The organism is Spirosoma harenae, from assembly GCF_054776975.1.
Genome location: NZ_BAAHBD010000054.1, coordinates 132,182 through 155,357, shown reverse-complemented (window position 1 = coordinate 155,357; position 23,176 = coordinate 132,182). Strand labels below are relative to the sequence as shown.

Sequence of the window (23,176 nt, the reverse complement as noted above, 5' to 3'; positions counted from 1 at the left end):
CGCTTAGAACTTAAGGCCACCCTCGCGGGCTGCATCGGCCAGTGCTTTTACTTTACCGTGATATAAGTAGCCGTTACGGTCGAACACAGCTGTGCTGATGTTCTGAGCAACTGCTTTCTCGGCCAGGCGCTGGCCCACTTTCTTCGCCGTTTCGATGGTATTCCCTTCGGATTCGGTTTTCAATTCAACCGATGAAGCAGCTGCCAGTGTACGACCAGCTGCATCGTCAATCAGTTGTGCGTAAATCGCTTTGTTAGAGCGAAAAACCGATAGCCGCGGACGCTCAGCCGTTCCCGATACTTTCGCCCGGATACCGAACTTAATCCGTTGTCTTCTTTCTTGTTTATTCGTTGCCATGTTATTTGATTCCGACCAAATAGGCGTTTATATAGTTTGAAGTCTGATGTTTGAAGTTTGATGTTGCCGTCAATAAAACGTCGAACCTCAAACTTCAAACCACAAACCTTATTTTTTAGACGAAGTTTTACCAGCTTTCCGGCGAACTTGCTCACCAACGAAGCGGATGCCTTTGCCTTTGTAAGGCTCAACTTTACGGAGCGAACGGATTTTAGCCGCTACATCGCCAAGAAGTTGTTTATCAGTACCTTCCAGATATACTTTGGGGTTCTGTCCTTTTTCCGTAACGGCTGTTACCTTCACTTCATCTGGAAGCGCTACATACACGTTGTGCGAGTAGCCCAGTTGGAGTTCAAGAACATTGTTTGCAACAGAAGCTTTATAACCAACCCCAATGATTTCGAGGTTGAGTTTGTAGCCTTCGCTTACGCCCGTTACCATATTGTTCACTAAGGAACGATACAGACCATGCAACGCCTTATGACGCTTCTGTTCTGTTGGGCGGGTTACTTGAATCTGCCCATCTTCGATCGCTACCGAAATGTCCGGATCAACCGACTGAGTCAGAGTGCCTTTAGGCCCTTTTACCGTCACAACATTTTGTGCGTCGACGGACAACGTTACGTTGCTGGGCAGGGCAATTGGTTTCTTACCTATGCGTGACATCGTTCAGTTCGGATTAATAGACGTAACATAATACTTCACCACCCACGTTCAGCGTCTTCGCTTCTTTATCCGTCATTACACCTTTTGAGGTCGAGATGATGGCAACACCTAAGCCGTTCAGAATACGGGGCAGGTTATCGGCACCACGATACTGACGCAGACCTGGGCGGCTGATGCGTTGGAGGTCAACGATAGCTGGTTGCTTCGTTGTTGGATTGTACTTCAAAGCAATTTTGATGATGCCTTGTGGTGTGCTATCATCGAACTTGTAGTTCTGGATGTAGCCTTTGTCGTACAAAACTTTGGTAATTTCTTTCTTTATATTGGAAGCAGGGATCTCCACAACCCGGTGCTTAGCCCGGATGGCGTTTCTGACTCGTGTCAGGTAATCTGCTATTGGATCTGTATTCATTCTTAGCGTTGCGTTACTTGCAAACCCCTGTTTCCAAGAAAGTTCGCAAAATTACGGAAACTGAATTACAAATAGAAATGGAATCTGGAATTACCAGCTTGCCTTGGTTACACCTGGAATTTTACCCGCCGATGCCATCTCCCGGAACGTTACCCGTGAAATACCAAATTTGCGCATATAGCCCCGAGGACGCCCTGTTAGTTTGCAACGATTGTGCAGACGAACTGGTGATGCATTTTTAGGCAGTTTGTCAAGACCGATGTAGTCACCAGCCTCTTTCAGTGCCTTGCGTTTCGCAGCATATTTGGCAACTAACGCTTCGCGTTTCCGTTCCCGTGCTTTGATTGATTCTTTTGCCATTTTGTTCTAGCCTTTGTGTCGGTTATTATTTACCACTTTTAGCAAACGGCATTCCCATTGCTTTCAACAGCTCGTAGCTTTCGTTATCCGAGTTAGCAGTTGTCACAAACGTGATGTCCATACCCGAAATACGCGCTACTTTATCGATGCTGATTTCAGGGAAGATAATCTGCTCCTGCACACCGAACGTGTAGTTACCACGACCGTCAAATCCTTTGTCGCTGATGCCTTTGAAGTCACGAACTCGAGGTAACGAAACAGTCGTCAGTCGATCCAGGAATTCATACATCCGCTCACCACGCAGCGTTACTTTTGCACCGATTGGCATTTTCTCCCGAAGTTTGAAGTTCGAGACAGCCTTTTTCGATAACGTAGCAACGGCTTTCTGGCCGGTGATCGTTGTTAGTTCTTCGACACCTACGTCAACTAATTTTTTATCAGCGACAGCGGCTCCGATCCCTTTATTGATGACAATTTTGCTCAGACGCGGTACTTGCATTACCGACTTATACTGGAACTTGTCTTTCAACTGAGGCACAACCTCATTTAAATATTTCTCTTTCAGTCTTGGCGTTGCCATTTTCTTAGACCTGCTTAAAGTTATTTACGAACATCTGGTATAAAGTTGCCCGTCTTCTTCGAGAAGCGTTGCAGCTTACCCTTTTCGTTCACCTTACGACCCGTGCGGGTAGGTTCGCCAGTAGCCGGATCAACCAGTTTCAGATTGCTGATATGAATCGATCCTTCCGTTTTTTCCAGGCTCCCCTGTGGGTTCGAAGCGGTCGGCTTCAGGTGTTTGGTAATCATAGCGACGCCCTCAACACGAGCACGATCTTTTTCTACGATCACTTCTTTCACCACTCCACGCTGGCCTTTCGAGTTACCGCCAATCACGACGACTGTATCACCCGTCTTGATGTGGAATTTATGTTTCGGTAGCGTTATTTTCTTTTCCATTGCTTACAATACCTCTGGGGCTAACGATACGATTTTCATAAATTGCTTTTCGCGCAATTCACGGGCTACTGGCCCAAAGATCCGGGTGCCACGTGGCTCATCGTTGTTGTTGAGCAACACAGCTGCGTTGTCTTCAAAGCGAATGTACGAACCGTCTTTCCGGCGTACTTCTTTCTTTGTCCGAACAACAACGGCTTTAGAAACCGTACCTTTTTTCATACTGCTGGACGACAGCGCTTGCTTTACTGTCACGACAATCTTGTCACCGACTGATGCATACCGCTTGCCTGTACCGCCCAGAACGCGGATAACCAGCACTTCTTTCGCGCCACTGTTATCGGCTACTCCTAATCTTGATTCTTGCTGTACCATGGCTTACTTCGCCTTTTCGATGATTTCGACTAATCTCCAACGCTTGTTTTTGCTCAATGGGCGGGTTTCCATTACGCGAACGGTGTCGCCGATACCACACTCATTTTTCTCATCATGAACCGTAAGTTTCGTCGTTTTCGTCTGAAACTTGTGGTACAACGGGTGTTTCACTTTACGGTCGATAGCAACCGTAATCGTTTTCTGCATTTTATTGCTGGTAACCCGTCCAATACGCTCTTTACGAGCGTTACGCTCCGATGCCGACTTGGTTTCGCTCGTTGCGGGAGCGGCTGCTTTCGGCTCTTCTGGGGTCGCTGCGACCACTGGGGTTGCTACTTCCTCCTGTGGTGCTGGTGCTTGTTGCTCTTCCATCGTCGTGTCTTATTAGGCTTGCTTAGCTGTCAGTTCTGTTTGCAAGCGAGCAACTCGCTTACGACTCTCGCGGATACGCATTGGGTTCTCAATAGGAGACACGGCATGCGCAAATTTCAGTTTCAGCAGGCGGTCCTGTTCTGCGCCAATCTCTGTACGCAACTGATCGACCGATAAACCTTTCAAATCTTCTTTTTTCATCTTGTTCGTCGCTTAGGGATTTTATTCCTCGCCTTGCTCCTGATAATCTCGCCGAACCACAAACTTGGTCCGAACAGGCAGCTTTTGAGCAGCCAGACGCAGAGCTTCCATACCCGTTTCGAGTGGAACACCCGTCGCTTCGAACATGATCGTGCCGGGTTTCACTACAGCTACCCAATATTCGGGAGCTCCTTTACCTTTACCCATCCGTACTTCGGCTGGTTTTTTCGTGATCGGCTTATCTGGGAAAATACGAATCCAAACCTGGCCTTCACGTTTCATTGCCCGTGTTACGGAAATACGAGCAGCTTCAATCTGGCGGGCAGTAATACGACCTGGCTCCAGCGATTTGATAGCGAACGTACCAAAGGAAATCTCGTGGCCACGCGATGCGATACCTGGAATCCTTCCTTTATGTTGCTTGCGGAATCTTGTTCTTTTTGGCTGTAACATCTTTACTAGAAGTTATGAGCGTTGAGTGATAAGTGATAAGTCAGTGCTATTAACACTCATATCTCATCGTTCATCACTTATCACTTATTTATCGTTTCTGACCTCCACGGTTACCACCGCCACCACGGTTGCCACCTTGACCACCGCCACCACGGTTACCACCACGATCGTTACCGTCGCGATCTCCACCACGGTTACGGCCACCACGACCTCCACGATCATTACCGTCACGGTCACCACGAGGGCCACGACGATCACCACGATCATTCGAAGAAGCAGAACGCTCACCGGCTTGTGCCTGGCTCATCATAGCAGCTGGCGATAGATCGCGCTTGCCATAAACTTCGCCTTTGAAAATCCACACTTTGATACCGATTTTACCGTATACAGTTTGGGCTTCAGAGATAGCGTAATCGATATCGGCGCGGAGCGTATGAAGAGGTACACGACCTTCTTTATATTGTTCCGAGCGGGCAATTTCAGCACCACCTAAACGACCTGATACTTTTACTTTGATACCTTGAGCACCTACGCGAAGAGCCGATTGAATGGCTTGCTTCATGGCACGACGGAAAGAAATACGAGCCTGTAATTGTTGAGCGATTGCTTCACCAACCAGTTTCGCATCGATTTCTGGCCGCTTGATCTCGAAGATATTGATCTGGACATCTTTGCCCGTGATCTTTTTCAGCTCTTCTTTGATCTTGTCAACCTCGCCACCGCCTTTACCAATTACAATACCCGGACGAGCCGTGTGAATCGTCAGCGTTACACGCTTCAGCGTGCGCTCGATTACTACCCGAGCAATGGCTCCTTTCGGAATACGAGCGGCAACGTATTTCCGGATTTTCTCGTCTTCAACGAGTTTGTCCGAAAACTCTTTTCCGCCGTACCAGCTCGATTCCCAGCCCCGAACAATACCAAGTCGCAGGCCAACTGGATTAATTTTTTGTCCCATTTCCTATTATTGTTCGTTTTCAGGAGTTTCTGCTTCTGCTGATTGGAGCAGGGTTTGTGCTGCGCTATCAACCACTAATGTGATGTGATTAGACCGCTTCCGAACCCGGTGACCACGACCTTGTGGTGCAGGACGAAGGCGTTTTAGCATTGGACCGCCATCAACAAAAACTAATTTTACATAGAGGTCAGCGTCTTCAATACGCTCACTCTCATTCTTTTGCTGCCAGTTGGCAACGGCCGACAAAAGCACTTTCTGCAATACGGCGGCACCAGCCTGTGGCTGATATTTTAACAGACCCAACGCCCGGCTGACGCGCTGACCACGAATCAGGTCAGCGATCAACCGCATTTTACGGGGCGACGTGGGCACATCTCTAAGTCTTGCTACTGCTTCCATGTTAAGTTTGAAGTTTGTTGTTTGAGGTTTGAAGTGTCAACATCGTCGAACTGTAAACCTCAAACTTCAGACTAGTTTTATCGTTTGCCCTTGTCTTTTTTAGCTGTGTGACCCCGGAAATTGCGCGTTGGTGAGAATTCGCCAAGCTTATGGCCTACCATATTTTCCGTTACGTAAACCGGGATAAACTTGTTGCCGTTGTGAACGGCGAACGTGTGGCCTACGAAATCTGGCGAAATCATCGAGCGACGCGACCAGGTTTTGATGACCGATTTCTTGCCCGATTCATTCTGCGTCTGTACTTTGTTATCCAGACGGAAATCAATATATGGGCCTTTTTTAAGTGAACGTGCCATTGTTATCTGTTACTTTTTGCGTCGGCTAATAATCATGCTCTCAGATGCCTTGTTCTTATTACGGGTCTTCTGACCTTTCGCGAACTGGCCATTGCGTGAACGTGGGTGACCACCAGATGCCCGGCCTTCACCACCACCCATTGGGTGATCAACAGGGTTCATAACAACCGCACGAACACGAGGACGGCGACCTAACCAACGGTTACGACCAGCCTTACCCGTTACAACGTTCATGTGGTCAGGGTTCGAAACCGAACCAACTGTTGCCATACCAGCGCTCAATACCCGGCGAGTTTCGCCTGAAGGAAGACGCAGAATCGCGTACTTATCTTCACGACCAACTAACTGAGCATAAGTACCAGCCGAACGAGCCATCGAACCACCTTTACCAGGTGTCAGCTCAATGTTGTGGACGATTGTACCGATTGGCATAGACGCCAGTGGCAGTGCGTTACCAACATCTGGAGTTACACCTTCGCCTGACTGAATCGTCTGACCAACGGTGATTCCCTGAGGGGCGATGATGTAGCGTTTTTCACCATCAGCATATTTCACCAGGGAAATACGAGCTGAACGGTTTGGATCGTATTCTACAGTCAAAACTTCGGCAGGTTGGCCGACTTTGTCGCGCTTGAAGTCAATGATACGGTAATGCCGCTTATGACCTCCACCAATGTAGCGCATAGTGCGGTGACCTTCGTTGTTCCGGCCACCGGTTTTTCTGAGGGGCTCCAGCAGACTTTTCTCTGGCTTGGAGGTGGTGATTTCCGCAAAATCAGGTGCCACGCGGAAGCGTGTACTTGGTGTTACGGGTCTTAGTTTTTTAACTCCCATGACTGATTAATTGTAGAGCAGCGCTCGGTTTACAGGTCAGCGTAAATATCAATTACTTCGCCCTCTGCAACCGTAACGATTGCTTTTTTCGTAGTAGGGGTTTTACCCGATACAATGCGTCCGTTGATGTTTTTGCTACGACGTTTTCCGAAAACCCGGATCGTGTTCACAGACTCAACGTTTACGCCATACATTTTCTCGATGGCTTTGCCAATTTCGAGTTTGTTGGCTTTCAAATCAACCTCAAAAGCATACTTCCCTTGCTTGTTAAGGCCCGTCATTTTTTCAGTGACGATTGGTCGTTTTAGTACGCTCATGATTATTGTTGGAACAATGTTTGAATGGTTGACAGCGCTTCTTCGCTAATGAGGAGCTGATCGGCGTTCATCAGATCGTAGGTATTTACCTGCGATGCTGTTGTCACCTTTGCTTTCTGAACATTCCGGCTCGACAGAACAACATTCGTGTTAACGTCTGGCAGAATCAGCAAAGTTTTGCGACCCGTTAAGTTCAGATCACTCAGGAATTGAATGTAATCTTTCGTACGAGGAGCTTCCAGCGTGATGCTGTCAATAACCGAAATCTTTTCAGCTTTTGCTTTAACCGCGTAAGCCGACTGGCGAGCCAGTGATTTCACTTTTTTGTTCAGTTTGAAGCTATAGTCGCGGGGGCGAGGTCCGAAGATGGTACCACCACCAACAAATACGGGCGATTTTGCACTACCTGCACGAGCACCACCTGTACCTTTTTGCTTCTTCAATTTGCGAGTCGAGCGAGCAACTTCAGCCCGTTCTTTCGCTTTGTGCGTTCCCTGACGTTGGTTGGCCAGGTACTGTTTCACGTCGAGGTAAATCGCGTGTTGGTTTGGCTCGATGCCAAAAACCTCTTCCGGAAGGGTGACCTTTTTTCCTGTGTCTACGCCCTTGCTGTTATATACGATTACTTCCATGGCCTATTTCTCAATGATAACGTATGAATTTTTAGCTCCGGGAACTGAACCGCTGATAACAATCAGATTTTGCTCAGGCAGAATACGCAGAACACGTAGGTTTTGCACCGTTACGCGGTTGCCGCCCATACGACCGGCCATACGAAGACCTTTAAACACGCGCGATGGGAACGAGCAGGCACCGATCGAACCTGGGTGACGACCCCGGTTGTGCTGACCGTGCGTTTGACCGCCCACGCCACCGAATCCATGACGTTTCACAACGCCTTGGAAACCACGACCTTTTGCTGTTCCGACTACGTCAACGAAGTCAGTTTCAGCAAATACATCGGCTACCGTAAGTGTATCGCCTAAGTTCAGTTCCTGCGTGAATTCTTTGAATTCAACCAGTTTACGCTTAGGTGTGGTACCCGCTTTTTTGAAGTGGCCCAACTCCGGCTTGTTAGTGTGCTTTTCTTTTTTGTCGCCATAACCCAGCTGCACAGCTTTGTAGCCATCTTTCTCGACGCTACGAACTTGAGTTACGACACAGGGACCCGTCTCAATGACTGTACATGCCAGAGCCTGCCCGTCCGCATTGTACACGCTGGTCATCCCGATTTTCTTGCCAATTAAACCAGACATTTGTGTTTGTTTAAAGTAAGCAGGTAAAAATTAGAACCTATTCCCGAACCCGGACCATCCGAATCGGGCCGCAAAATTAGATAATTAATCAGATGAATCCTATATCTATCTAAAAATCAGCTCCGAAAACAACATAAAAAAAGGTCGGGCGCGCTGCACCTGACCTTCAATAGCAGACAAAACGATGCAAGGCAAGGCTTGTTTGCTGAAAAGTCAGATGTGGTTTCCAGTATAGCGGACCTTCACCTTACATATGTCGTTCAACTCGGCGTTTCGAGTTTGGGAGTGCAAAAGTAGTGAATTACAGGAAGAAATGAAAAATTATTTTAAAGAAAGTTTATAATTATAGATTAGTTTGATGGATAGTTTATATAAACTTAACTTGTAACCTTATTCGTAGATTTAACTAATTAATGAAAAAGTTACAAATATTTGTTTCCTCGACATATAGTGATTTACTCGAAGAGCGTCAGGCTTGTGTTGAAACTATACTAAGTTCAGGACATATTCCTGCTGGTATGGAATTGTTTGCCGCTGGAAGCGAGAGCCAGCTTGAAACAATAAAAAGGTGGATTGACAATTGCGATGTCTATATGCTTATTCTTGGAGGAAGGTATGGCTCACTGGAGCCGAAGTCGAAACTATCATATACTGAAGTAGAATATAGATACGCACTCGAAAAAAAGAAGCCTTTCTTTGCTGTCGTAATGTCAGACGAGTTTTTAGACGAGAAGGTAAAAAAAGATGGTAAGGATGTATTTGAGAGAAAGTATCCTGACAAATATGAAAAGTTCAAGAAGTTTGTTAAGTCAAAAACCGTAAAGTTTTTTAGTAACAATGATGGAATAAAAGTAGCCGTTATTCAGTCCTTGTTTGATATACAGAATAGGTTTGACTTAAAAGGCTGGGTCAAAGGCGACGAAATAATTGACGTGAAACCCCTAATCAAGCAGATTGACTTACTCACTCAAGAGAATAATGAATTAAAACTTCAGCTAAAGAACATTAATAGAAGAAAATCAACAGGATCAAAGTCTAAACGCTCATTAAAGCAATTTGAGTTTGAAGGCACAATGTACACCGTAGAACATTGGAGAGACATGTTGACTAAAGTATTGGATATTTTAGCCGAAGATAAAAGATTAAAAGATCCAGATGTGTTGTTCGCTCTAAACAGCAAGAGAGCATTATTTTTCACTTTTGACGAAAAGAAGGTAAGTCGACCTTATAAAATACCATTAACAAAAATATACTTAGGTACTCACCAAAGCCCTGATAGCTTTCAAAGGTTAACTAAATCAGTTGTGAAGGCAGTTGGACTATCTGAAAACTCATTTAGGATTATAGGGGAATTACCCCGTGGCTAATTTTATTTCAAGTAAAATCAATGGTTTCTGGCTGGTAAGAGAAAGTGTCTCTATCAGGAAATTGCCTTTATCCATCTACCAGCTACCTCGGTTGGAATGGACTGAACGATAGGAGCTGTTTTATATTCAGCCACGCTTACAAATTCGTTATATTCAACATGGACGTGAATAGAGTAACAGCATTGACTGGCTATGCGGATTTTTAAGATCTGAGCAAATCTTAAAAATCCGCCATCTACGACCTATTTTACTATAATGGTACCTGCCCCATTATAGCTCCTGTATTCGCTATTATACATCGCGTCGGCAGAGACTGGACCAACTACAAATCGACCTTTCGATACAGCTCTAGCTAAATAATAAAACGTTTGTTCGCTGCCGGTGGCTGTGGTGTAAAAATTAATCCGGTCGTCGCGCAGGTCGAAGTGATCGGGGACTGATGGTTTTTGAATCCAAGGCATATCGCGAGGTTCCGTCAATCGGGGGTTTTCCACTTCCAGACCAGCAGGAAGCAAATCCGTAACGACAACGTTATTAACTGATAATCCGTTGGTACTAACAAGTGTAACTTTTACCACAACCAAATCATTCTGCCGAATATCGCTGAGTGCTTGCCCATCCCGACTCAAATATTCCCGACGAACCCGCAAACCGTTATCTTCTTCTGGAATCGTTCCACTAGCCGGAATTCCTTCACTTTGCGCGAAGTAATAAACGTTACCTGTTCCTTTTGCATTTAAGGTCAATGGTGCGTTCGTGGGAACGCGCTTCAAATTCAACAAAGCATCGCTCATTGTCCCTAACGATTTGCCGCCTGAAGAAACCGTAGCTGTTGCCGTACTATTGGCCGTTTGGCGAGCCAGTTTACCCAGTGATAAAAATGCGAAAGCGGCCTCCTGCGTGTTTAGGTAGGCAGTTTGTTTCAATGCACCCGATAGCTGGCGAGCCAGAGTCGGAATCTGAATATTATCGCGATCCGTTTCGACTAAAGCATCAAGCACTAAAGCTATATTTCGAATGGGTGATGCATAACTATCCCCTGTTTGACGAACTGTCGTATTATCTGTAAATCGTTTAGGAAGCAATGCCGCAAAACTTCGAGTGTCGCCCACACGGAAGAACGTTGAGGCCAGTAAGTAGCGGCTATCAGGCGTTAATAAGCTACTATTCTGTTTATAATAATTCATTGCTGCCCGATTGGGTTTTCCGGCTATAGCGAGTGCATATAGCGAATAAATTGCTGTTCGACCAGCAACTTTACGAGTTTTTTGCACGCCAGCTTCGTCATAAACAATTGTATTTTCGGTTGCTGGATTATTCGTCAGTGTAGTTAAATAATCGATGGCAGAACTCAATACAGAAGATCGAACTTCATAGCCAGCTTCCTGCGCTTCGGCCAGGAAATGAACTGCATAAGCTGAAGCCCAATCGTCGATATTTGAGCGATTTCCTACGGCTAGCATACCAGGCCACATCGTAAATCCACCAGCGGGGACTTGTTGCCCTTCCACTGTCTGAATAGCACGTCGAATATTGGTTGCCGGATTCAAATCGTTTTCGCCAGCACGCACAAAATACACGTTTGTTGACAACTGCTTGGCCAGATCAGCGAAATACAATTGCGGGAACGCTTTCGAAATCGTTTGCTCAATACAGCCATGCGGATACCCTAATAAATAAGACAGCTCACGTCCATATTGCGCGACAGGCGAGCGACTCAACGTTACGCTGGCTTTTGCCGTTCCAGGCAAGAAATTACTAGCCAATTGCAATGTCTGCGAATTACCGCCAGCAACTGAACCCGACAACGTTGTTTTCTGCAACGACGCTGCCGGTCGGATGGTTATATCGGTTTTTTCGGTAAACGTTTCGCCCAATCCATTGGCCGTTATGGTAATCGAACCTGTACCAATGGCTTGCTTAGCCGAAATTCGGAATGTCGTTCGCCCTTCGCGACCTGGCTGAATCGTCAATTTTTGAGTACTCAGACTATCTATGCTCAACGGGCCAGCCAGATTAACTTTAGCCGTAATTATCGCTGGCTTATTCGTTGTATTGCTCAGATTGACAGGCAGTTCAAGATTGTCCCCAGGCGAAAGGAAACGTGGAACACCCGTACTGATCACAATCGGATCAGCCACTTTCATATTCGTATTCGCCGATCCAAACGCATTGTCTTTGTAGGCAATGGCCATAACGCGCAAATCACCTGAAAACTGAGGAATATCAACGGTAAATTCCGCTTCTCCGTCAAGACCAGTTTCTAAAATACCGCTCCACAGCGCCACCAGTCGAACCCGACCATTACTTAACGGATTTACGCGTTTTTCTAAATCGTAGCCATCCCCGCCAACGCTTGACGATGATTTAAGCGAAAGCTCAGGATATAGTAGCGCATACAAATCGTGACTACTTACTTCGAGGGCGCGTTTCTGGTAGAAAAAGCCGTGCGGATCGGGCGTTTTGAAGTTTTTCAGTTGTAGAATCCCTTCATCGACTACGGCTACAGTAACCTGTGCATTTCTGGCCGTTTTAATCTGAATCGTTTGCTTCGTTTTTGAGCGAGATTGTGCAACAGCGGTAATAGTTACGGGAAGTTTGGTACCGTTATCTTCCACCGCGACCGGAGCAAAACCGTGCGCTACAGTCAGCGGTAGATTTGTATTATCGAGCGCCCGAATAAGCGTAGCAGTGATGTACACATTCGGTAAATGCTCACTGCCGACTGAGAAACTCCATTCGGCTGATTTGTTCGTTGTGGTTAGCCACTGTTGTTCAAGTACGTTATTGCGCTCAACCGTCACTAGCAGTTTACCCTCGAAAGGCGCTTTGAATAGTACTTTCGCTTTATTACCAGTTTGGTAGCTTGGCTTGTCGAGTGTCATCAATACTTGCCCTTCCTGACTTACTTCGAATGACGACGCGGATGTACTTCCATATCCGTATGCATAAAAATTCGTAGCAGCATAGTTCGTTCCACCTGGTCGCCGAACGCGGATTTCGTATTCGCCCGAAACGGTTGGTACGTAGCGGAAGCTGGATTTGCCGTCTTTGAAGAGCAATGAATTGGTATAAACCGATTTTTCGCGACGTTTGGTCGTATACTTTATTCGAGCCTGATCGCCATCGCCTTCTTTTTCAATAACGGTCTGATAATCATATCGAACAACTTCTACATTGGCCGAAGCCGAAGGACGGAGCGTTCCGGCGGGATCAAGTGCAACGAGATCAGCAGCTACAGGTGCATTAGTGGCAACATAGCTATCCGGTAAGCGTACACCGTAGAACGTTTCCTGTGTCAGAATATCTAGTCGTCGGAGTCGGTTAACGGGGCGGCCATTTTCATCGAAAACTGTTACGAACAATTTGGCTTCGAGTAGCCCAATATCTTGATACACTGCCGAAATCGGAAATTTCTCCGTAGCCTGACCGTTTGCATTAGTGCGCCCTTGCCGGAGTTCTTTCGGGAAAACATCCGGTTTACCAGCCGTCTCGCCCGAAGGTGCTGAATAGCCCGTTGGAATCGAGAAATCGTAATCACCAAACCCTTTTGGAAAGAAGGCTTTGCGCTTCAGTTGCAACTCCATTTCATACGCCCGATCCGACGCCGGCGGACCAAACAAATTCATCGCCGTGGCCGAAAGTGTGATGGTTTGACCTGACTTGTAGGCCGTTTTATCGGTCAACACATCAACTTTGATCCGGTCGGGAATAAATTCTTCAATGCTTATAGGCTCCGACGTTAGCAGAACATTGTTGGCGTTGAATACTTCAACGGTATACGTACCCGTTACAGCAGCCGGATTCAGCGGCACATCGGTCGTAACGGCTCCCTGATCATTAGTGGTTTTACGAAACGATCCTACTTCACGACCATTGGGCGCCAACACCCGAATCAGAATCGGAATTTCGCCAACGCTTTGCCAGGTTTGCGACCGAATTACCGTATTGAAATGAATCGTTTCGCCGGGTCGATAAATATCCCGATCGCCGTACACAAACGCGTCGAAACCGGATTCGTTATCGCGTTTACCTTCCACTTCAAATCGCGACGTTTCGACTTCCGTATCGGGCAAAAACAGGAAATTGAAATCATCAGTCGTGCGAGCCGTAATCAAGGCAATCTTGAAACCGGGCGCTTTCTCGGTGACTTTATCGAATTTAATAAATCCACTTCCGTCGGTTTTCAGCGTATACACCGACTGATTATTGCTACTCACCAGCGTTACCTCGATGCCTTGCAGGGGCTCAGCAGTTCGGATGGAGTTCGCCCAAACCAGCACTTCATTTTTAGTCTGATGCGCAACGAGACCAATATCCGAGATAGATACTAACTGACTAGCCTGTAAATACGCTTCATCGTTCGAATTGACCGAAACCAGATACACTCCACGGAAATTATTGCTCTGACCAGGCTGGACAGCATCAGGCAAGGAAAGATTCAAGGCCGAAACGCCCCGGACCTTGGGCAAATCAGCAGTTTCAACCGTTTTTTTGACAATAACATCACTCAAGTCGCCCTGCTCGTCATCGCTATAATTAAAGGACCCAGACGGTCCCCATTCGCCATTCGCGTTTTCCTTATACTCTTCGTACCGATTTGTACGAAAATAATTCAGTAGATTATTCTCATAAACCTTCGAAATCTTCACCTGTACTTTCGGCACGTTAACGATGTTCAAGCCAACGTTTCGTGATCCTTTCGACGACAGATAAAGTGCTTTTTTATTTGCGAACTGAATGCTGGCAGGCATTTTTCCGAAGAACAAATCCTTCGTCATAGGCTCTGCCAGTTTTGTGCCTAACACCCCCCGAATTTGATCAGTCAGGGTCAGTACATAGGTATCTGTCTCATTAAAATCCCCTCGAATCACAAACCCATTTTCGGTCAGTTCGGCCGTTGTTTCGATCTGTGGCTGGATGGTATAATATTGACTTAACTGCCCCGGTTGCAACTCCTGCGTAGTGATGACGCGGACAAGACCTTTATTATTCTCGAAACTCGTTTGTACATCAGCGATCTCAATTTTAAATCGCGACGGCAGCGTACTATTCTGTTCAATAACCTCTTTGCTCACATAGGCCGTATTGGACACTTTGATGCCTTTATCGATTTTTACCGACAGAGGCTGTTCATTTTTCTCGACGGGTGCATTGGTAAGAGCCAGAGCGATCGAATTTTGCCCATCGCTCTGAGTTGTTTGCAGGGTAAGCGATTTTTCTTCCGAAGTCGCCGAAATCTTACTGGCTATCTCTGCCGACGAAACGGGATAGTTAAAATTCAACCGCGTTTTCGCCACAGGCTGACCCGTCTCCCGCGATTTTGACCACCAGTTTTCAGTACTTGTCAGTTGCAGATAAGGTGTATGAAATTCGATATCATCGCCCGAAACTTTTAGGTCTTTACTTTCCGAACGTTTCAAAATATCGTCGGTGAGTTCAGCGCGGTAATCGGTGGCAGGATCGAACGAAACTGCTGGCGAAAAGACCAGTTCGTTGGGTGCTGCCCATTTAAATTTACCCCGAACAGCCGGAATAAAACGTACGTATTGGGTAGAGTCCCATTCATCAAATTGATTGGTCGGTCCAACGTTCTTATTGAACGTAAACGTCAGGTTTTGGGTCTGCTGAATTTCGTCGTCGAAGTTACGGCCAACAACAGCTACTTCGTTGAAAGACAGACGCGAACAGTCAAAAAGGAGCAGAGATAAAAAGGTAAAAATCGGTAGTAGGCGAGGGAATCGATGCGTTTGCATGAGACATATAGTGAAAGGCCGAATATAGACGAAAAAACCCACTCGAAAATTGTAGAGTGGGTTGATTTTCAGTCGATGACTTATTGAGCGGTTACTGACGCTGGGCCGTAAACTGGACATTAACAATTTTCCAGGCCCCATTCTGTTTCACACAGACAACTGTAAAGATAACAGTGGTGTCGAATCCATTTCCCTGAACCGCGCCTTTAGCCTTCCAACTACCCGTCATAACAGCAGAATCAGTATTGTACTGACGTATCGAAGCATTTGATACGACGCTCGTTTCGACAACCACATAACCTCCACTAACCCCTTGAACCAATTGCGCTCCATCGATCGCATTACCTTTGAAGTCAATAATGGTGAAGTCATTGGCAAGCAATTTCCCCAGCGTAGTAGCGTCTTCATCGAGCATGGCTTTAAAGAAAGCATTACCTAAGGCTGTCGGATCTTGATTCGGGTCGGCAGTTTGTTGCGCAGAAGAAGCTATGGCCACGAATAAGCTGGCAATGAGCAGTAGAAGAGTTTTCATACGTAAATTCAGATTAGACTATGGAGGTTTTGTTCGCTCGTAAAAAGGGAATTCCACGAACGACTACTCATTTTTGATAAGTATCCGGATATCACTGCTTCGACCTTTATCATCGGCACAGGAAATCTTCAACGCGCCAGGCCGAGCGTTGAAAAAGACAGCTTCGGTTGGTTTGGCCCGACTATGAAGTTTATCATTCAAATACCAGAAAACCGTTTGCACATCATTAGTGGCCTGACAACTTAATTCCAATTCAGCCGGTTGTTTCGGGTTGATAAAATACTCATTCCCGTTGGTTAGACTAATTATTTGCGGTCCTTTCTGTCCTTCGTTTCCAAACACCCGTTCACAAGCCGGATTATGCGGGGGAACAGCCCCAAATGGAATATGGCGACTCTGGTAAAACGCAATAATTTCAGGGGATAGATTTGGATAGAGTTTTCGAACGAATCCGCTATCGGGCAAGCAATGTGCACAATAGGAAATTCTCCCGGAAGTATTGGTAAAAATAGCTTTCTGGTGTTGACAACGTCGATACCGGGAAACGCCCATAATGCAATAATCGGTTACCGGATTCTGGCAGAATTCACCGGGCACATCCCCCGTTTCTGGACAAATTAATCGCATCGACAATTTACTTTCGCCTTTCGGTGGCTTGAACCAACCTGTCGCAGAATTGTAGTCCAGCACGTTAAAAAGCTGAAAGAGTAACGGTGTAGCTGTATTGGCTCCACTCAGTTCGGCAACGCCCGCCCCTGAGAAATTCCCAACCCAAACGCCAATTGTATACCGTTGATTATATCCAATACTCCATGCATCCCGTCGACCGTAAGAAGTGCCTGTTTTCCAGGCGATACGTGGTAAATGATAGCTATTATCGAAGTTGTTTGGTAAGTCAGGCCGAGTAATCTGTGTGAGAGTATGGGTAACTAAATAGGCTGCTTCGGAGGAGATTAACTTTGTTTCCCTCACCCCCAGCCCCTCTCCCAAAAGGGGAGAGGGGAGTAATATCCTCCATGCTCCCCTCTCCCCTTTTGGGAGAGGGGCTGGGGGTGAGGGAACAGTATACCGCAACGCTTCCAAACTCCCACCATTAGCCAGCCCGGTGTACAAACGCGTCATTTCTTCCAAAGTGACACCACAACCGCCCAAAATCATTGATAAGCCCAGTTCTTTTACCTGCTTTTTTATGGACGAAAAACCAGCTTTCTGAAGCGTAGAAACGAGCGTTGGTGTACCCATTTCTTTTAACAGAGCGACTGCCGGAATATTCAGTGAGTTTGCCAGGGCGAATTCGGCCGTGACGGGTCCATTAAACCGGCGATCATAATTGTCGGGTTGATACCCTGCGAAATTAACTGGCACATCGGCCAGTTTAGTTTTTGGAGTAATAATACCAGCGTCGAAAGCGAGCCCGTATAATAATGGTTTGAGCGCACTCCCCGGCGATCGTACGGCACGTACGCCATCAACTTGTCCCCCATCGAAAACATTATTGAAATCCGACGAACCAACATACGCCACGACCTCCTTTGTCTGGTTATCCACAACCATCACAGCCGAATTGTGAATATTATACGCTCGAATTCGAGCAGCATAATGCTGTACCAACTGCTCAACGGTAGCCTGAGCCGACGGATTTAAGGTTGAACGAACAATAGGCGTATCTGGATTTTCGGCCCTGAGTCGACGTGCCAGATGCGGTGCTTTTTGAGGAGCCTCGCGTCGATAGGCGTTAAGCGGTTCAGCTTTCGCGTCGCTAATGGTCGACGCATCAAAAAGGCCACCTTTCAAAAAACGGTCCAGCCAGCGATTGCGCTCTTGCATCACGAGAGGGTTCCGAATACCCAATCGTAAACTAGATGGACGATTAGGAATAATGGTCAACGTCGTCAGTTCAGCTAAGCTAAGGAGTGCAGGAGATTTTCCAAAGTACAACAAGGAAGCTGATTTCAACCCTTCTATGTTACCGCCGTACGGAATCAGATTTAAATACAGTTGGAGGATCTCATCTTTCGAATAATGAACTTCCAGTTGTACAGCCCGAAACAACTCAATCAGTTTGGCTCCGTAAGTTCGTTCGCGGGGTTCGAGTAGCCGAACGGTCTGCATGGTAATTGTTGACGCTCCGGATGTTCGGCGACCCTTCAGTAGATTTCGAACAGCGGCTCTGCCCATCGCAACTGGGTTAAAGCCAGGATGATAACGGAAGTATTTATCTTCTTTAAATAAAATAGCTTCTTGAAGCGTAGGCGTAATTTCTGGCAATTCAGCATACATTCGCCATTTATCATCATGGCTCAAAAAAGCGTGCAAGATGGAACCATCACGCGCTGTAATTAGGGTTGAATAGCGAACGTTAGGGCGCAGAGGAAAGAAAAAATCCAGACAAAAAAAAATCAATACAGCCACTGTGACTGTTTTTACCAGATGCGACCGCCAGAGCCGTTTTACGATGATTTTACCTTTTTGGCCAGCCAACATGACAAGTCCGTGAAACTCTCTGTTTATTTGTGCGTCTCTAAAAAGAGTTTTCAGTGTATAGTTTGACGTTGGCTGATGCTTTATCAATCCTCAAACTACACACTGAAAACTACAAAAATAACTACAGATTCATTGAGCATTTCCTAAATCATGACCATTCAATTTTTTGGTGCAGCCCGAACTGTTACAGGCAGTAAGCACCTGCTCACTACCGCCAATGGCAAACAAATCCTGCTCGATTGCGGATTATTTCAGGGAATTAATACCGATGAGCTGAATCAGCAATTTGGTTTTGACCCCTCTCAGGTTGATTACATGGTGCTTTCGCACGCGCACATCGACCATACCGGCTTGATTCCCCGGCTAGTCAGACAGGGATTTAGTGGTCCAATTTACACAACTTCAGCAACCATTGATCTTTGCGAAATCATGCTGATGGATAGTGCTCGAATTCAGGAACGTGATCTCGAACGTGTGAATGAGCGACGGCAACGTCGGGGTGAACCTGAACTCGAATCGTTATATGATGAACGTGATGTACAGCAAGCACTCGATCAGATGCGGCCAGTTCAGTATGGTAGCCCATTCGTTATCTGCGACGAAGTCACGGGTTTATTAACCGACGCGGGTCATTTGCTGGGGAGTGCGTCGGTTAGTCTGACCATCAAGGATGATGGAACCGAAAAGCGACTATTTTTTAGTGGCGATATTGGTCGGCCTGACGATAAAATCCTGCGTTCGCCCGATACATTCCCGCAGGCTGATTACATCATCTGTGAGTCGACCTATGGCGATCGATTGCATGAAAAAGAACCTGACATGAAATCGCACCTGCTGCGTATTGTTGAGCAGACTTGTGTTGTCAATCGGGGAAAACTCATCATTCCCGCCTTCGCCGTCGACCGGACGCAGGAATTAATTTATGCACTGGATCAGCTCTCGAGCGAAGGAAGATTACCTACATTGCCGGTCTATATTGACAGCCCGATGGCTGTACTGGCCACGAAAGTCATGAGTGATCATGAAGAAGATTTCAACCCGGAAATTCTGGCATATATAAAGAAAGATGGCAATGCATTTGACTTCCCTAACCTGCATTATATTACTGATGTAATTGACTCAAAGGCAATTAACGATAGCAAGGAACCCTGCATTATCATCTCAGCATCAGGCATGGCCGAAGCAGGAAGGATTAAGCATCACATCAAAAACAATATAACAAAATCGAATACAACCATTTTGCTGGTTGGCTATGCATCGCCCAGCAGTCTTGGGGGGGCCTTAAAACGCGGAGATAAAGAAGTCACCATCTTTGGAGATCGATATCCTGTTTTAGCCCATATCGCTATCATGGATTCGTTCTCAGCACATGGCGACTATCGTGAAATGTTACACTTTTTAAGTTGTCAGAATGCCGCTCAAGTAAAAACAGTCTTTCTGGTTCATGGCGAGTATGATAAGCAACTAATCTGGAAAGCCCACTTACAAGAGGCCGGGTTTAGTCAGATCGAAATCCCGGAGATGCGTCAGAAGTTTACACTATAGTTATTATGGGAATCCGAAATAAAAAATGCCCCTAAGCAATTCTCAGGGGCATTTTTTATGCGATCAATAATATCTTCAGGTGAATCGGACACGTGCCCGGGAAAAACATCTGTTTAAAACAGATCGATAAACTTTACCAAACTGCAAATAACACCACCGTCTAAGCTGCTTTACTTCTTTCGGAATGAGCAATTTAATGGCTTTGGCTAATTCTTTTTCAAAGAGGGATTTATCAAAACTCACCTTCTGAAGGATGGTTTTGATATATTCGAGCATAGAGAGCATAGGGTATAACTTTTTGGTTAGGGAAGTTTATTGATATAATGACGAAATAGCTAAACAGGTTCGTTTGTATATCGGTAACGGCTTTGAAACAAAATTGTTGCTTCAAAATAACAATGACATTTGCAATATTCCGCAATTTTTTTGTATTATTTTCTATAAGCGTATCGATCGCTTTTGGACAAGTGTCTGATAACGTTGCTTTTATTGAATTGAGCGCGTCTACTTTTTCTATCGACCGGCCATTTACGATTTCGGTCATTATTCCAAATAGTGAGGATAGAGCTACCGTTGCTTTCCCCGATATCCCTGGCTTCACAAAAAAGGGGATAACAACGAGTGTAACGCCAAGTGAAGTTAACGGGAAAACTGTTACCAGTCAAGTCATTATGCAAACATATCAGGCATTAGCACCTGGTCGTTTTCGCCTGTCTCCTTTTACCATAGAGGTTAATAAGGAAACAGTATCTTCTGAGGGAGCCATATTGATTGTAGAGCCATCAGCCAAAGTGTCGGCTCCGCTCAATACGACGTTGAACACACTCGATATCGACACAAAAGGGGCAGCCTTTCTTGACATACGAACTTCTAAGGCTAATGTGTTCACTGGTGAAGGATTAACCCTTGCGCTGTCGTTTTTCGTGGCTGACAATTACCCATACACCCTTGATTTCAAAGGGCTTGATAAGCAAATACAAACGATCACAAAGAAAATTCGGCCCACGAATACCTGGGAAGAAAATTTACCCATTACTGAACTAAAACCAATTCCAGTCTCTATTAGAGGCAAAAAATTTCGTGAGATCCGGCTCTATCAATCAATCTTTTTCCCTCTATCGAATCAGGATATAAAATTACCGCCGGTTTCAATTCAATTAACTCGTACCAGACCTGTTATTGGGCCTCCCTCAGCGCAATTGGAGAAGGCTTTATTCACCAGCAAACCATTGACCATCCGGGTCGACGCCTTACCAAAACATCCTTTACGCGGTCGAGCTCCAGTAGGATCATTTCACCTCGAAGAAGGTTTAGAGCGACAGGGTGTTACGATTGGCCAGAGTATCCGATACACATTTACCATAACAGGAGAAGGAAATATTGCGACACTCCCCACCCCGACCTTATTAAACGAAGTCAACGAACTGGATGTATTCCCACCCGAAGAACGACACACAACGATGCGAATCGGGAACCAGATTATGGGTCGAAAAACGTTCACTTATTTTATCGTTCCCAGGCAAAATGGTCAGCTTTCGTTGGCAAATCACTTTCAATGGATTTATTTCGACCCGCGAACTGCGAAATATGACACACTTCAATCCAAATTGCGACTACTGGTAGGCGATAAAAGTCCTGAAGAGGATGGTCAGCTTTCAGCAGGAACCAGCAATTCGAGTCTGGGCAGTGAAACAGCACAAAGCCCACAAACTGACAACTCTATCTACGCCGGAATTGCGACAATGGATAGCACTCGTCAGCCAATTAGCATTTCGGTACTTATTCGAGCAATCGCTAATGTACTGATCCTAATTATGTTACTAGGAATGATTTTCGTTTTCTTTAAAAAGCAGAATACCAGTCGGTAAAAGAGTCTGCCTCTTTTACCGACTGGTATCTATCTTACCCAACACGCATGAGTAGTACATACGGAAGCTTATTTAAAATTTCCACCTTTGGTGAATCGCACGGACCAGGCATTGGGGTTGTTATTGATGGTTGCCCGGCCGGTTTATCGTTCGACACGGAGTTTATTCAGCACGAATTAGATCGTCGGAAACCTGGTCAATCGCGTATTACGACCCAACGTCGTGAAGCCGATGAGTTTGAGGTTTTATCGGGCGTTTTTGAAGGCAAAACACAGGGTACACCTATTGCCTTACTGATTCGCAATACTGATCAGCGTAGTAAAGATTATGGGCATATTGCCGAGCAGTTTCGCCCCTCTCACGCTGATTATACCTACCAGACCAAATACGGCTCACGCGATTATCGGGGTGGAGGTCGCTCGTCGGCTCGCGAAACAGCCGCACGAGTGGCAGCCGGAGCCGTTGCCAAACTATTACTAACTCAGCAAGGCGTTCATATTCAGGCGTATGTATCGCAAGTAGGGAAGTTGAAATTGCAGAAGCCTTATCAGGAATTAACGCTGGCTTTAGCGGAAGAAAATGCGGTTCGTTGCCCTGATCCTGAAACGGCTCAGCAAATGTTTGATTATATCGACGAGACGCGTAAACAGGGAGATTCTATTGGGGGCGTAGTCGACTGTGTTATAACGGGTGTTCCGGCCGGTTGGGGTGAGCCCGTTTTCGATAAGCTACACGCCGAATTGGGAAAAGCCATGCTGAGTATCAATGCCGTGAAAGGATTTGAATACGGAAGCGGATTTGCCGGAGCCGAGTTATACGGATCTGAGCACAACGATGAATTCTATATGGATGCTAGTGGCAGCGTTCGTACCCGAACGAATCATTCAGGAGGCATTCAGGGCGGAATCAGCAATGGGGAAGATATTTATTTCCGTACGGCGTTCAAACCGGTCGCAACTATTATGCAAGACCAAGACAGCGTAGATGTTCATGGTCAACCGGTGACCGTTTCGGGGAAAGGCCGTCATGATCCCTGCGTGGTCCCTCGGGCCGTGCCTATTGTCGAAGCGATGGCTGCGCTAGTGCTGGTCGATATGTACTTACGAAACAAGGCGTCGCAGGTGTAAAAAATTTATGCCTATACATCACCCGATGACATTAAGGTTTATAAAGGTCAGGATATTTGTTCGGCTGCTCCAGTCGTCCCTGATTTTCAATTTGTAATTGACGATTTATTCAACGCATAAATTGACAACCCTACATCAAGTATACTGCCGTTTGTGGATTCGCAAACGGCTTTTTTATAGCTTCCTGAGCTTGTTAGTACCATTTCTAACAACAGCTCAAACTCGCT

At 46.1% G+C, this 23,176-nt stretch carries 25 protein-coding genes; 4 read left to right on the top strand and 21 right to left on the bottom strand.

Annotation, left to right across the window (positions count from 1 at the left end):
- Positions 1-3: 3 nt before the first annotated feature.
- The 17 genes from rplR to rplC form a co-directional block, all read right to left on the bottom strand.
- A complete protein-coding gene (gene rplR, locus ACYVE4_RS32875; protein ID WP_461044665.1) occupies positions 4-357 on the bottom strand; it encodes a 50S ribosomal protein L18 in 354 nt (117 codons plus the stop codon).
- Between the two features lie 108 nt (positions 358-465).
- A complete protein-coding gene (rplF, locus tag ACYVE4_RS32870; RefSeq protein WP_461044664.1) occupies positions 466-1,023 on the bottom strand; it encodes a 50S ribosomal protein L6 in 558 nt (185 codons plus the stop codon).
- Positions 1,024-1,036: 13 nt separating this feature from the next.
- Positions 1,037-1,435, bottom strand: a complete 399-nt coding sequence (rpsH, locus tag ACYVE4_RS32865; protein WP_461044663.1) for a 30S ribosomal protein S8 — start codon at positions 1,433-1,435, stop codon at positions 1,037-1,039.
- 90 nt (positions 1,436-1,525) lie between these two features.
- Positions 1,526-1,795: a 30S ribosomal protein S14 gene (rpsN, locus tag ACYVE4_RS32860; protein ID WP_020600943.1), complete on the bottom strand. Its 270-nt coding sequence runs from the start codon at positions 1,793-1,795 to the stop codon at positions 1,526-1,528.
- Between the two features lie 25 nt (positions 1,796-1,820).
- Positions 1,821-2,375, bottom strand: coding sequence for a 50S ribosomal protein L5 (rplE, locus tag ACYVE4_RS32855; RefSeq protein WP_461044662.1), 555 nt, complete (start codon positions 2,373-2,375; stop codon positions 1,821-1,823).
- Between the two features lie 20 nt (positions 2,376-2,395).
- On the bottom strand, positions 2,396-2,752 hold the full coding sequence (rplX, locus tag ACYVE4_RS32850; protein WP_461044661.1) for a 50S ribosomal protein L24: 357 nt from the start codon (positions 2,750-2,752) through the stop codon (positions 2,396-2,398).
- A 3-nt stretch (positions 2,753-2,755) separates the two neighbouring features.
- A complete protein-coding gene (gene rplN / locus ACYVE4_RS32845; protein WP_018618706.1) occupies positions 2,756-3,124 on the bottom strand; it encodes a 50S ribosomal protein L14 in 369 nt (122 codons plus the stop codon).
- 3 nt (positions 3,125-3,127) lie between these two features.
- Complete coding sequence (gene rpsQ, locus ACYVE4_RS32840; RefSeq protein ID WP_461044660.1) at positions 3,128-3,496, bottom strand: 30S ribosomal protein S17; 369 nt, start codon at positions 3,494-3,496, stop codon at positions 3,128-3,130.
- 12 nt (positions 3,497-3,508) lie between these two features.
- The gene (rpmC, locus tag ACYVE4_RS32835) at positions 3,509-3,697 is read right to left on the bottom strand and encodes a 50S ribosomal protein L29 (protein ID WP_461044659.1); all 189 of its coding nucleotides are present in this window, start codon (positions 3,695-3,697) and stop codon (positions 3,509-3,511) included.
- 21 nt (positions 3,698-3,718) lie between these two features.
- On the bottom strand, positions 3,719-4,150 hold the full coding sequence (rplP, locus tag ACYVE4_RS32830; RefSeq protein ID WP_461044658.1) for a 50S ribosomal protein L16: 432 nt from the start codon (positions 4,148-4,150) through the stop codon (positions 3,719-3,721).
- Positions 4,151-4,238: 88 nt separating this feature from the next.
- On the bottom strand, positions 4,239-5,108 hold the full coding sequence (gene rpsC / locus ACYVE4_RS32825) for a 30S ribosomal protein S3 (protein ID WP_461044657.1): 870 nt from the start codon (positions 5,106-5,108) through the stop codon (positions 4,239-4,241).
- Between the two features lie 6 nt (positions 5,109-5,114).
- The gene (gene rplV, locus ACYVE4_RS32820) at positions 5,115-5,507 is read right to left on the bottom strand and encodes a 50S ribosomal protein L22 (protein ID WP_461044656.1); all 393 of its coding nucleotides are present in this window, start codon (positions 5,505-5,507) and stop codon (positions 5,115-5,117) included.
- A gap of 77 nt (positions 5,508-5,584) precedes the next feature.
- Positions 5,585-5,863 carry a 30S ribosomal protein S19 gene (gene rpsS / locus ACYVE4_RS32815; protein ID WP_176568964.1) on the bottom strand — a complete coding sequence of 93 codons (279 nt, stop codon included), beginning with the start codon at positions 5,861-5,863 and terminating at the stop codon, positions 5,585-5,587.
- A gap of 9 nt (positions 5,864-5,872) precedes the next feature.
- Complete coding sequence (gene rplB / locus ACYVE4_RS32810) at positions 5,873-6,697, bottom strand: 50S ribosomal protein L2 (protein ID WP_461044655.1); 825 nt, start codon at positions 6,695-6,697, stop codon at positions 5,873-5,875.
- A gap of 29 nt (positions 6,698-6,726) precedes the next feature.
- Positions 6,727-7,014, bottom strand: coding sequence for a 50S ribosomal protein L23 (rplW, locus tag ACYVE4_RS32805; RefSeq protein WP_461044654.1), 288 nt, complete (start codon positions 7,012-7,014; stop codon positions 6,727-6,729).
- A gap of 2 nt (positions 7,015-7,016) precedes the next feature.
- Entirely contained in the window at positions 7,017-7,646 is a 630-nt protein-coding gene (gene rplD, locus ACYVE4_RS32800; protein ID WP_461044653.1) for a 50S ribosomal protein L4, read from the bottom strand.
- A gap of 3 nt (positions 7,647-7,649) precedes the next feature.
- On the bottom strand, positions 7,650-8,270 hold the full coding sequence (gene rplC / locus ACYVE4_RS32795) for a 50S ribosomal protein L3 (protein ID WP_461044652.1): 621 nt from the start codon (positions 8,268-8,270) through the stop codon (positions 7,650-7,652).
- A 413-nt stretch (positions 8,271-8,683) separates the two neighbouring features.
- On the opposite strand from rplC, the gene ACYVE4_RS32790 reads away from it, so the two are divergent.
- Complete coding sequence (locus ACYVE4_RS32790; RefSeq protein ID WP_461044651.1) at positions 8,684-9,637, top strand: DUF4062 domain-containing protein; 954 nt, start codon at positions 8,684-8,686, stop codon at positions 9,635-9,637.
- Positions 9,638-9,879: 242 nt separating this feature from the next.
- Here ACYVE4_RS32790 and ACYVE4_RS32785 read toward each other — a convergent pair whose 3' ends face one another.
- The 3 genes from ACYVE4_RS32785 to pbpC all read right to left on the bottom strand — a co-directional run bounded on the left by ACYVE4_RS32785 (position 9,880) and on the right by pbpC (position 18,409).
- On the bottom strand, positions 9,880-15,393 hold the full coding sequence (locus ACYVE4_RS32785) for an alpha-2-macroglobulin family protein (RefSeq protein WP_461044650.1): 5,514 nt from the start codon (positions 15,391-15,393) through the stop codon (positions 9,880-9,882).
- A gap of 91 nt (positions 15,394-15,484) precedes the next feature.
- The gene (locus ACYVE4_RS32780) at positions 15,485-15,925 is read right to left on the bottom strand and encodes a nuclear transport factor 2 family protein (protein ID WP_461044649.1); all 441 of its coding nucleotides are present in this window, start codon (positions 15,923-15,925) and stop codon (positions 15,485-15,487) included.
- A 63-nt stretch (positions 15,926-15,988) separates the two neighbouring features.
- Positions 15,989-18,409 carry a penicillin-binding protein 1C gene (gene pbpC, locus ACYVE4_RS32775; protein WP_461044648.1) on the bottom strand — a complete coding sequence of 807 codons (2,421 nt, stop codon included), beginning with the start codon at positions 18,407-18,409 and terminating at the stop codon, positions 15,989-15,991.
- A 150-nt stretch (positions 18,410-18,559) separates the two neighbouring features.
- Here pbpC and ACYVE4_RS32770 point away from each other — a divergent pair, with 150 nt between their 5' ends.
- Positions 18,560-19,954: an MBL fold metallo-hydrolase RNA specificity domain-containing protein gene (locus ACYVE4_RS32770; RefSeq protein WP_461044647.1), complete on the top strand. Its 1,395-nt coding sequence runs from the start codon at positions 18,560-18,562 to the stop codon at positions 19,952-19,954.
- Positions 19,955-20,029: 75 nt separating this feature from the next.
- Here the strand turns inward: ACYVE4_RS32770 and ACYVE4_RS32765 are convergent, their stop codons facing one another.
- Positions 20,030-20,239: a hypothetical protein gene (locus ACYVE4_RS32765; protein WP_461044646.1), complete on the bottom strand. Its 210-nt coding sequence runs from the start codon at positions 20,237-20,239 to the stop codon at positions 20,030-20,032.
- Positions 20,240-20,352: 113 nt separating this feature from the next.
- Between ACYVE4_RS32765 and ACYVE4_RS32760 the strand changes: the two genes are divergently transcribed.
- Positions 20,353-21,822: a BatD family protein gene (locus ACYVE4_RS32760; RefSeq protein WP_461044645.1), complete on the top strand. Its 1,470-nt coding sequence runs from the start codon at positions 20,353-20,355 to the stop codon at positions 21,820-21,822.
- 47 nt (positions 21,823-21,869) lie between these two features.
- Positions 21,870-22,949, top strand: a complete 1,080-nt coding sequence (gene aroC / locus ACYVE4_RS32755) for a chorismate synthase (protein ID WP_461044644.1) — start codon at positions 21,870-21,872, stop codon at positions 22,947-22,949.
- The last annotated feature ends 227 nt before the right edge of the window (positions 22,950-23,176 follow it).

Coding starts and splice junctions, on each gene's coding strand:
- ACYVE4_RS32765 (WP_461044646.1), bottom strand. CDS start 20,239: ATGCTCTCTATGCTCGAATATATCAAAACCATCCTTCAGAAGGTGAGT.
- rplD (WP_461044653.1), bottom strand. CDS start 7,646: ATGGAAGTAATCGTATATAACAGCAAGGGCGTAGACACAGGAAAAAAG.
- ACYVE4_RS32760 (WP_461044645.1), top strand. CDS start 20,353: ATGACATTTGCAATATTCCGCAATTTTTTTGTATTATTTTCTATAAGC.
- rplF (WP_461044664.1), bottom strand. CDS start 1,023: ATGTCACGCATAGGTAAGAAACCAATTGCCCTGCCCAGCAACGTAACG.
- rpsN (WP_020600943.1), bottom strand. CDS start 1,795: ATGGCAAAAGAATCAATCAAAGCACGGGAACGGAAACGCGAAGCGTTA.
- rplB (WP_461044655.1), bottom strand. CDS start 6,697: ATGGGAGTTAAAAAACTAAGACCCGTAACACCAAGTACACGCTTCCGC.
- rplP (WP_461044658.1), bottom strand. CDS start 4,150: ATGTTACAGCCAAAAAGAACAAGATTCCGCAAGCAACATAAAGGAAGG.
- aroC (WP_461044644.1), top strand. CDS start 21,870: ATGAGTAGTACATACGGAAGCTTATTTAAAATTTCCACCTTTGGTGAA.
- rplV (WP_461044656.1), bottom strand. CDS start 5,507: ATGGAAGCAGTAGCAAGACTTAGAGATGTGCCCACGTCGCCCCGTAAA.
- rpsH (WP_461044663.1), bottom strand. CDS start 1,435: ATGAATACAGATCCAATAGCAGATTACCTGACACGAGTCAGAAACGCC.
- rplR (WP_461044665.1), bottom strand. CDS start 357: ATGGCAACGAATAAACAAGAAAGAAGACAACGGATTAAGTTCGGTATC.
- rpmC (WP_461044659.1), bottom strand. CDS start 3,697: ATGAAAAAAGAAGATTTGAAAGGTTTATCGGTCGATCAGTTGCGTACA.
- ACYVE4_RS32785 (WP_461044650.1), bottom strand. CDS start 15,393: ATGCAAACGCATCGATTCCCTCGCCTACTACCGATTTTTACCTTTTTA.
- rpsS (WP_176568964.1), bottom strand. CDS start 5,863: ATGGCACGTTCACTTAAAAAAGGCCCATATATTGATTTCCGTCTGGAT.
- pbpC (WP_461044648.1), bottom strand. CDS start 18,409: ATGTTGGCTGGCCAAAAAGGTAAAATCATCGTAAAACGGCTCTGGCGG.
- rpsQ (WP_461044660.1), bottom strand. CDS start 3,496: ATGGAAGAGCAACAAGCACCAGCACCACAGGAGGAAGTAGCAACCCCA.
- rplC (WP_461044652.1), bottom strand. CDS start 8,270: ATGTCTGGTTTAATTGGCAAGAAAATCGGGATGACCAGCGTGTACAAT.
- rpsC (WP_461044657.1), bottom strand. CDS start 5,108: ATGGGACAAAAAATTAATCCAGTTGGCCTGCGACTTGGTATTGTTCGG.
- rplX (WP_461044661.1), bottom strand. CDS start 2,752: ATGGAAAAGAAAATAACGCTACCGAAACATAAATTCCACATCAAGACG.
- rplW (WP_461044654.1), bottom strand. CDS start 7,014: ATGAGCGTACTAAAACGACCAATCGTCACTGAAAAAATGACGGGCCTT.
- rplE (WP_461044662.1), bottom strand. CDS start 2,375: ATGGCAACGCCAAGACTGAAAGAGAAATATTTAAATGAGGTTGTGCCT.
- ACYVE4_RS32780 (WP_461044649.1), bottom strand. CDS start 15,925: ATGAAAACTCTTCTACTGCTCATTGCCAGCTTATTCGTGGCCATAGCT.
- ACYVE4_RS32770 (WP_461044647.1), top strand. CDS start 18,560: ATGACCATTCAATTTTTTGGTGCAGCCCGAACTGTTACAGGCAGTAAG.
- rplN (WP_018618706.1), bottom strand. CDS start 3,124: ATGGTACAGCAAGAATCAAGATTAGGAGTAGCCGATAACAGTGGCGCG.
- ACYVE4_RS32790 (WP_461044651.1), top strand. CDS start 8,684: ATGAAAAAGTTACAAATATTTGTTTCCTCGACATATAGTGATTTACTC.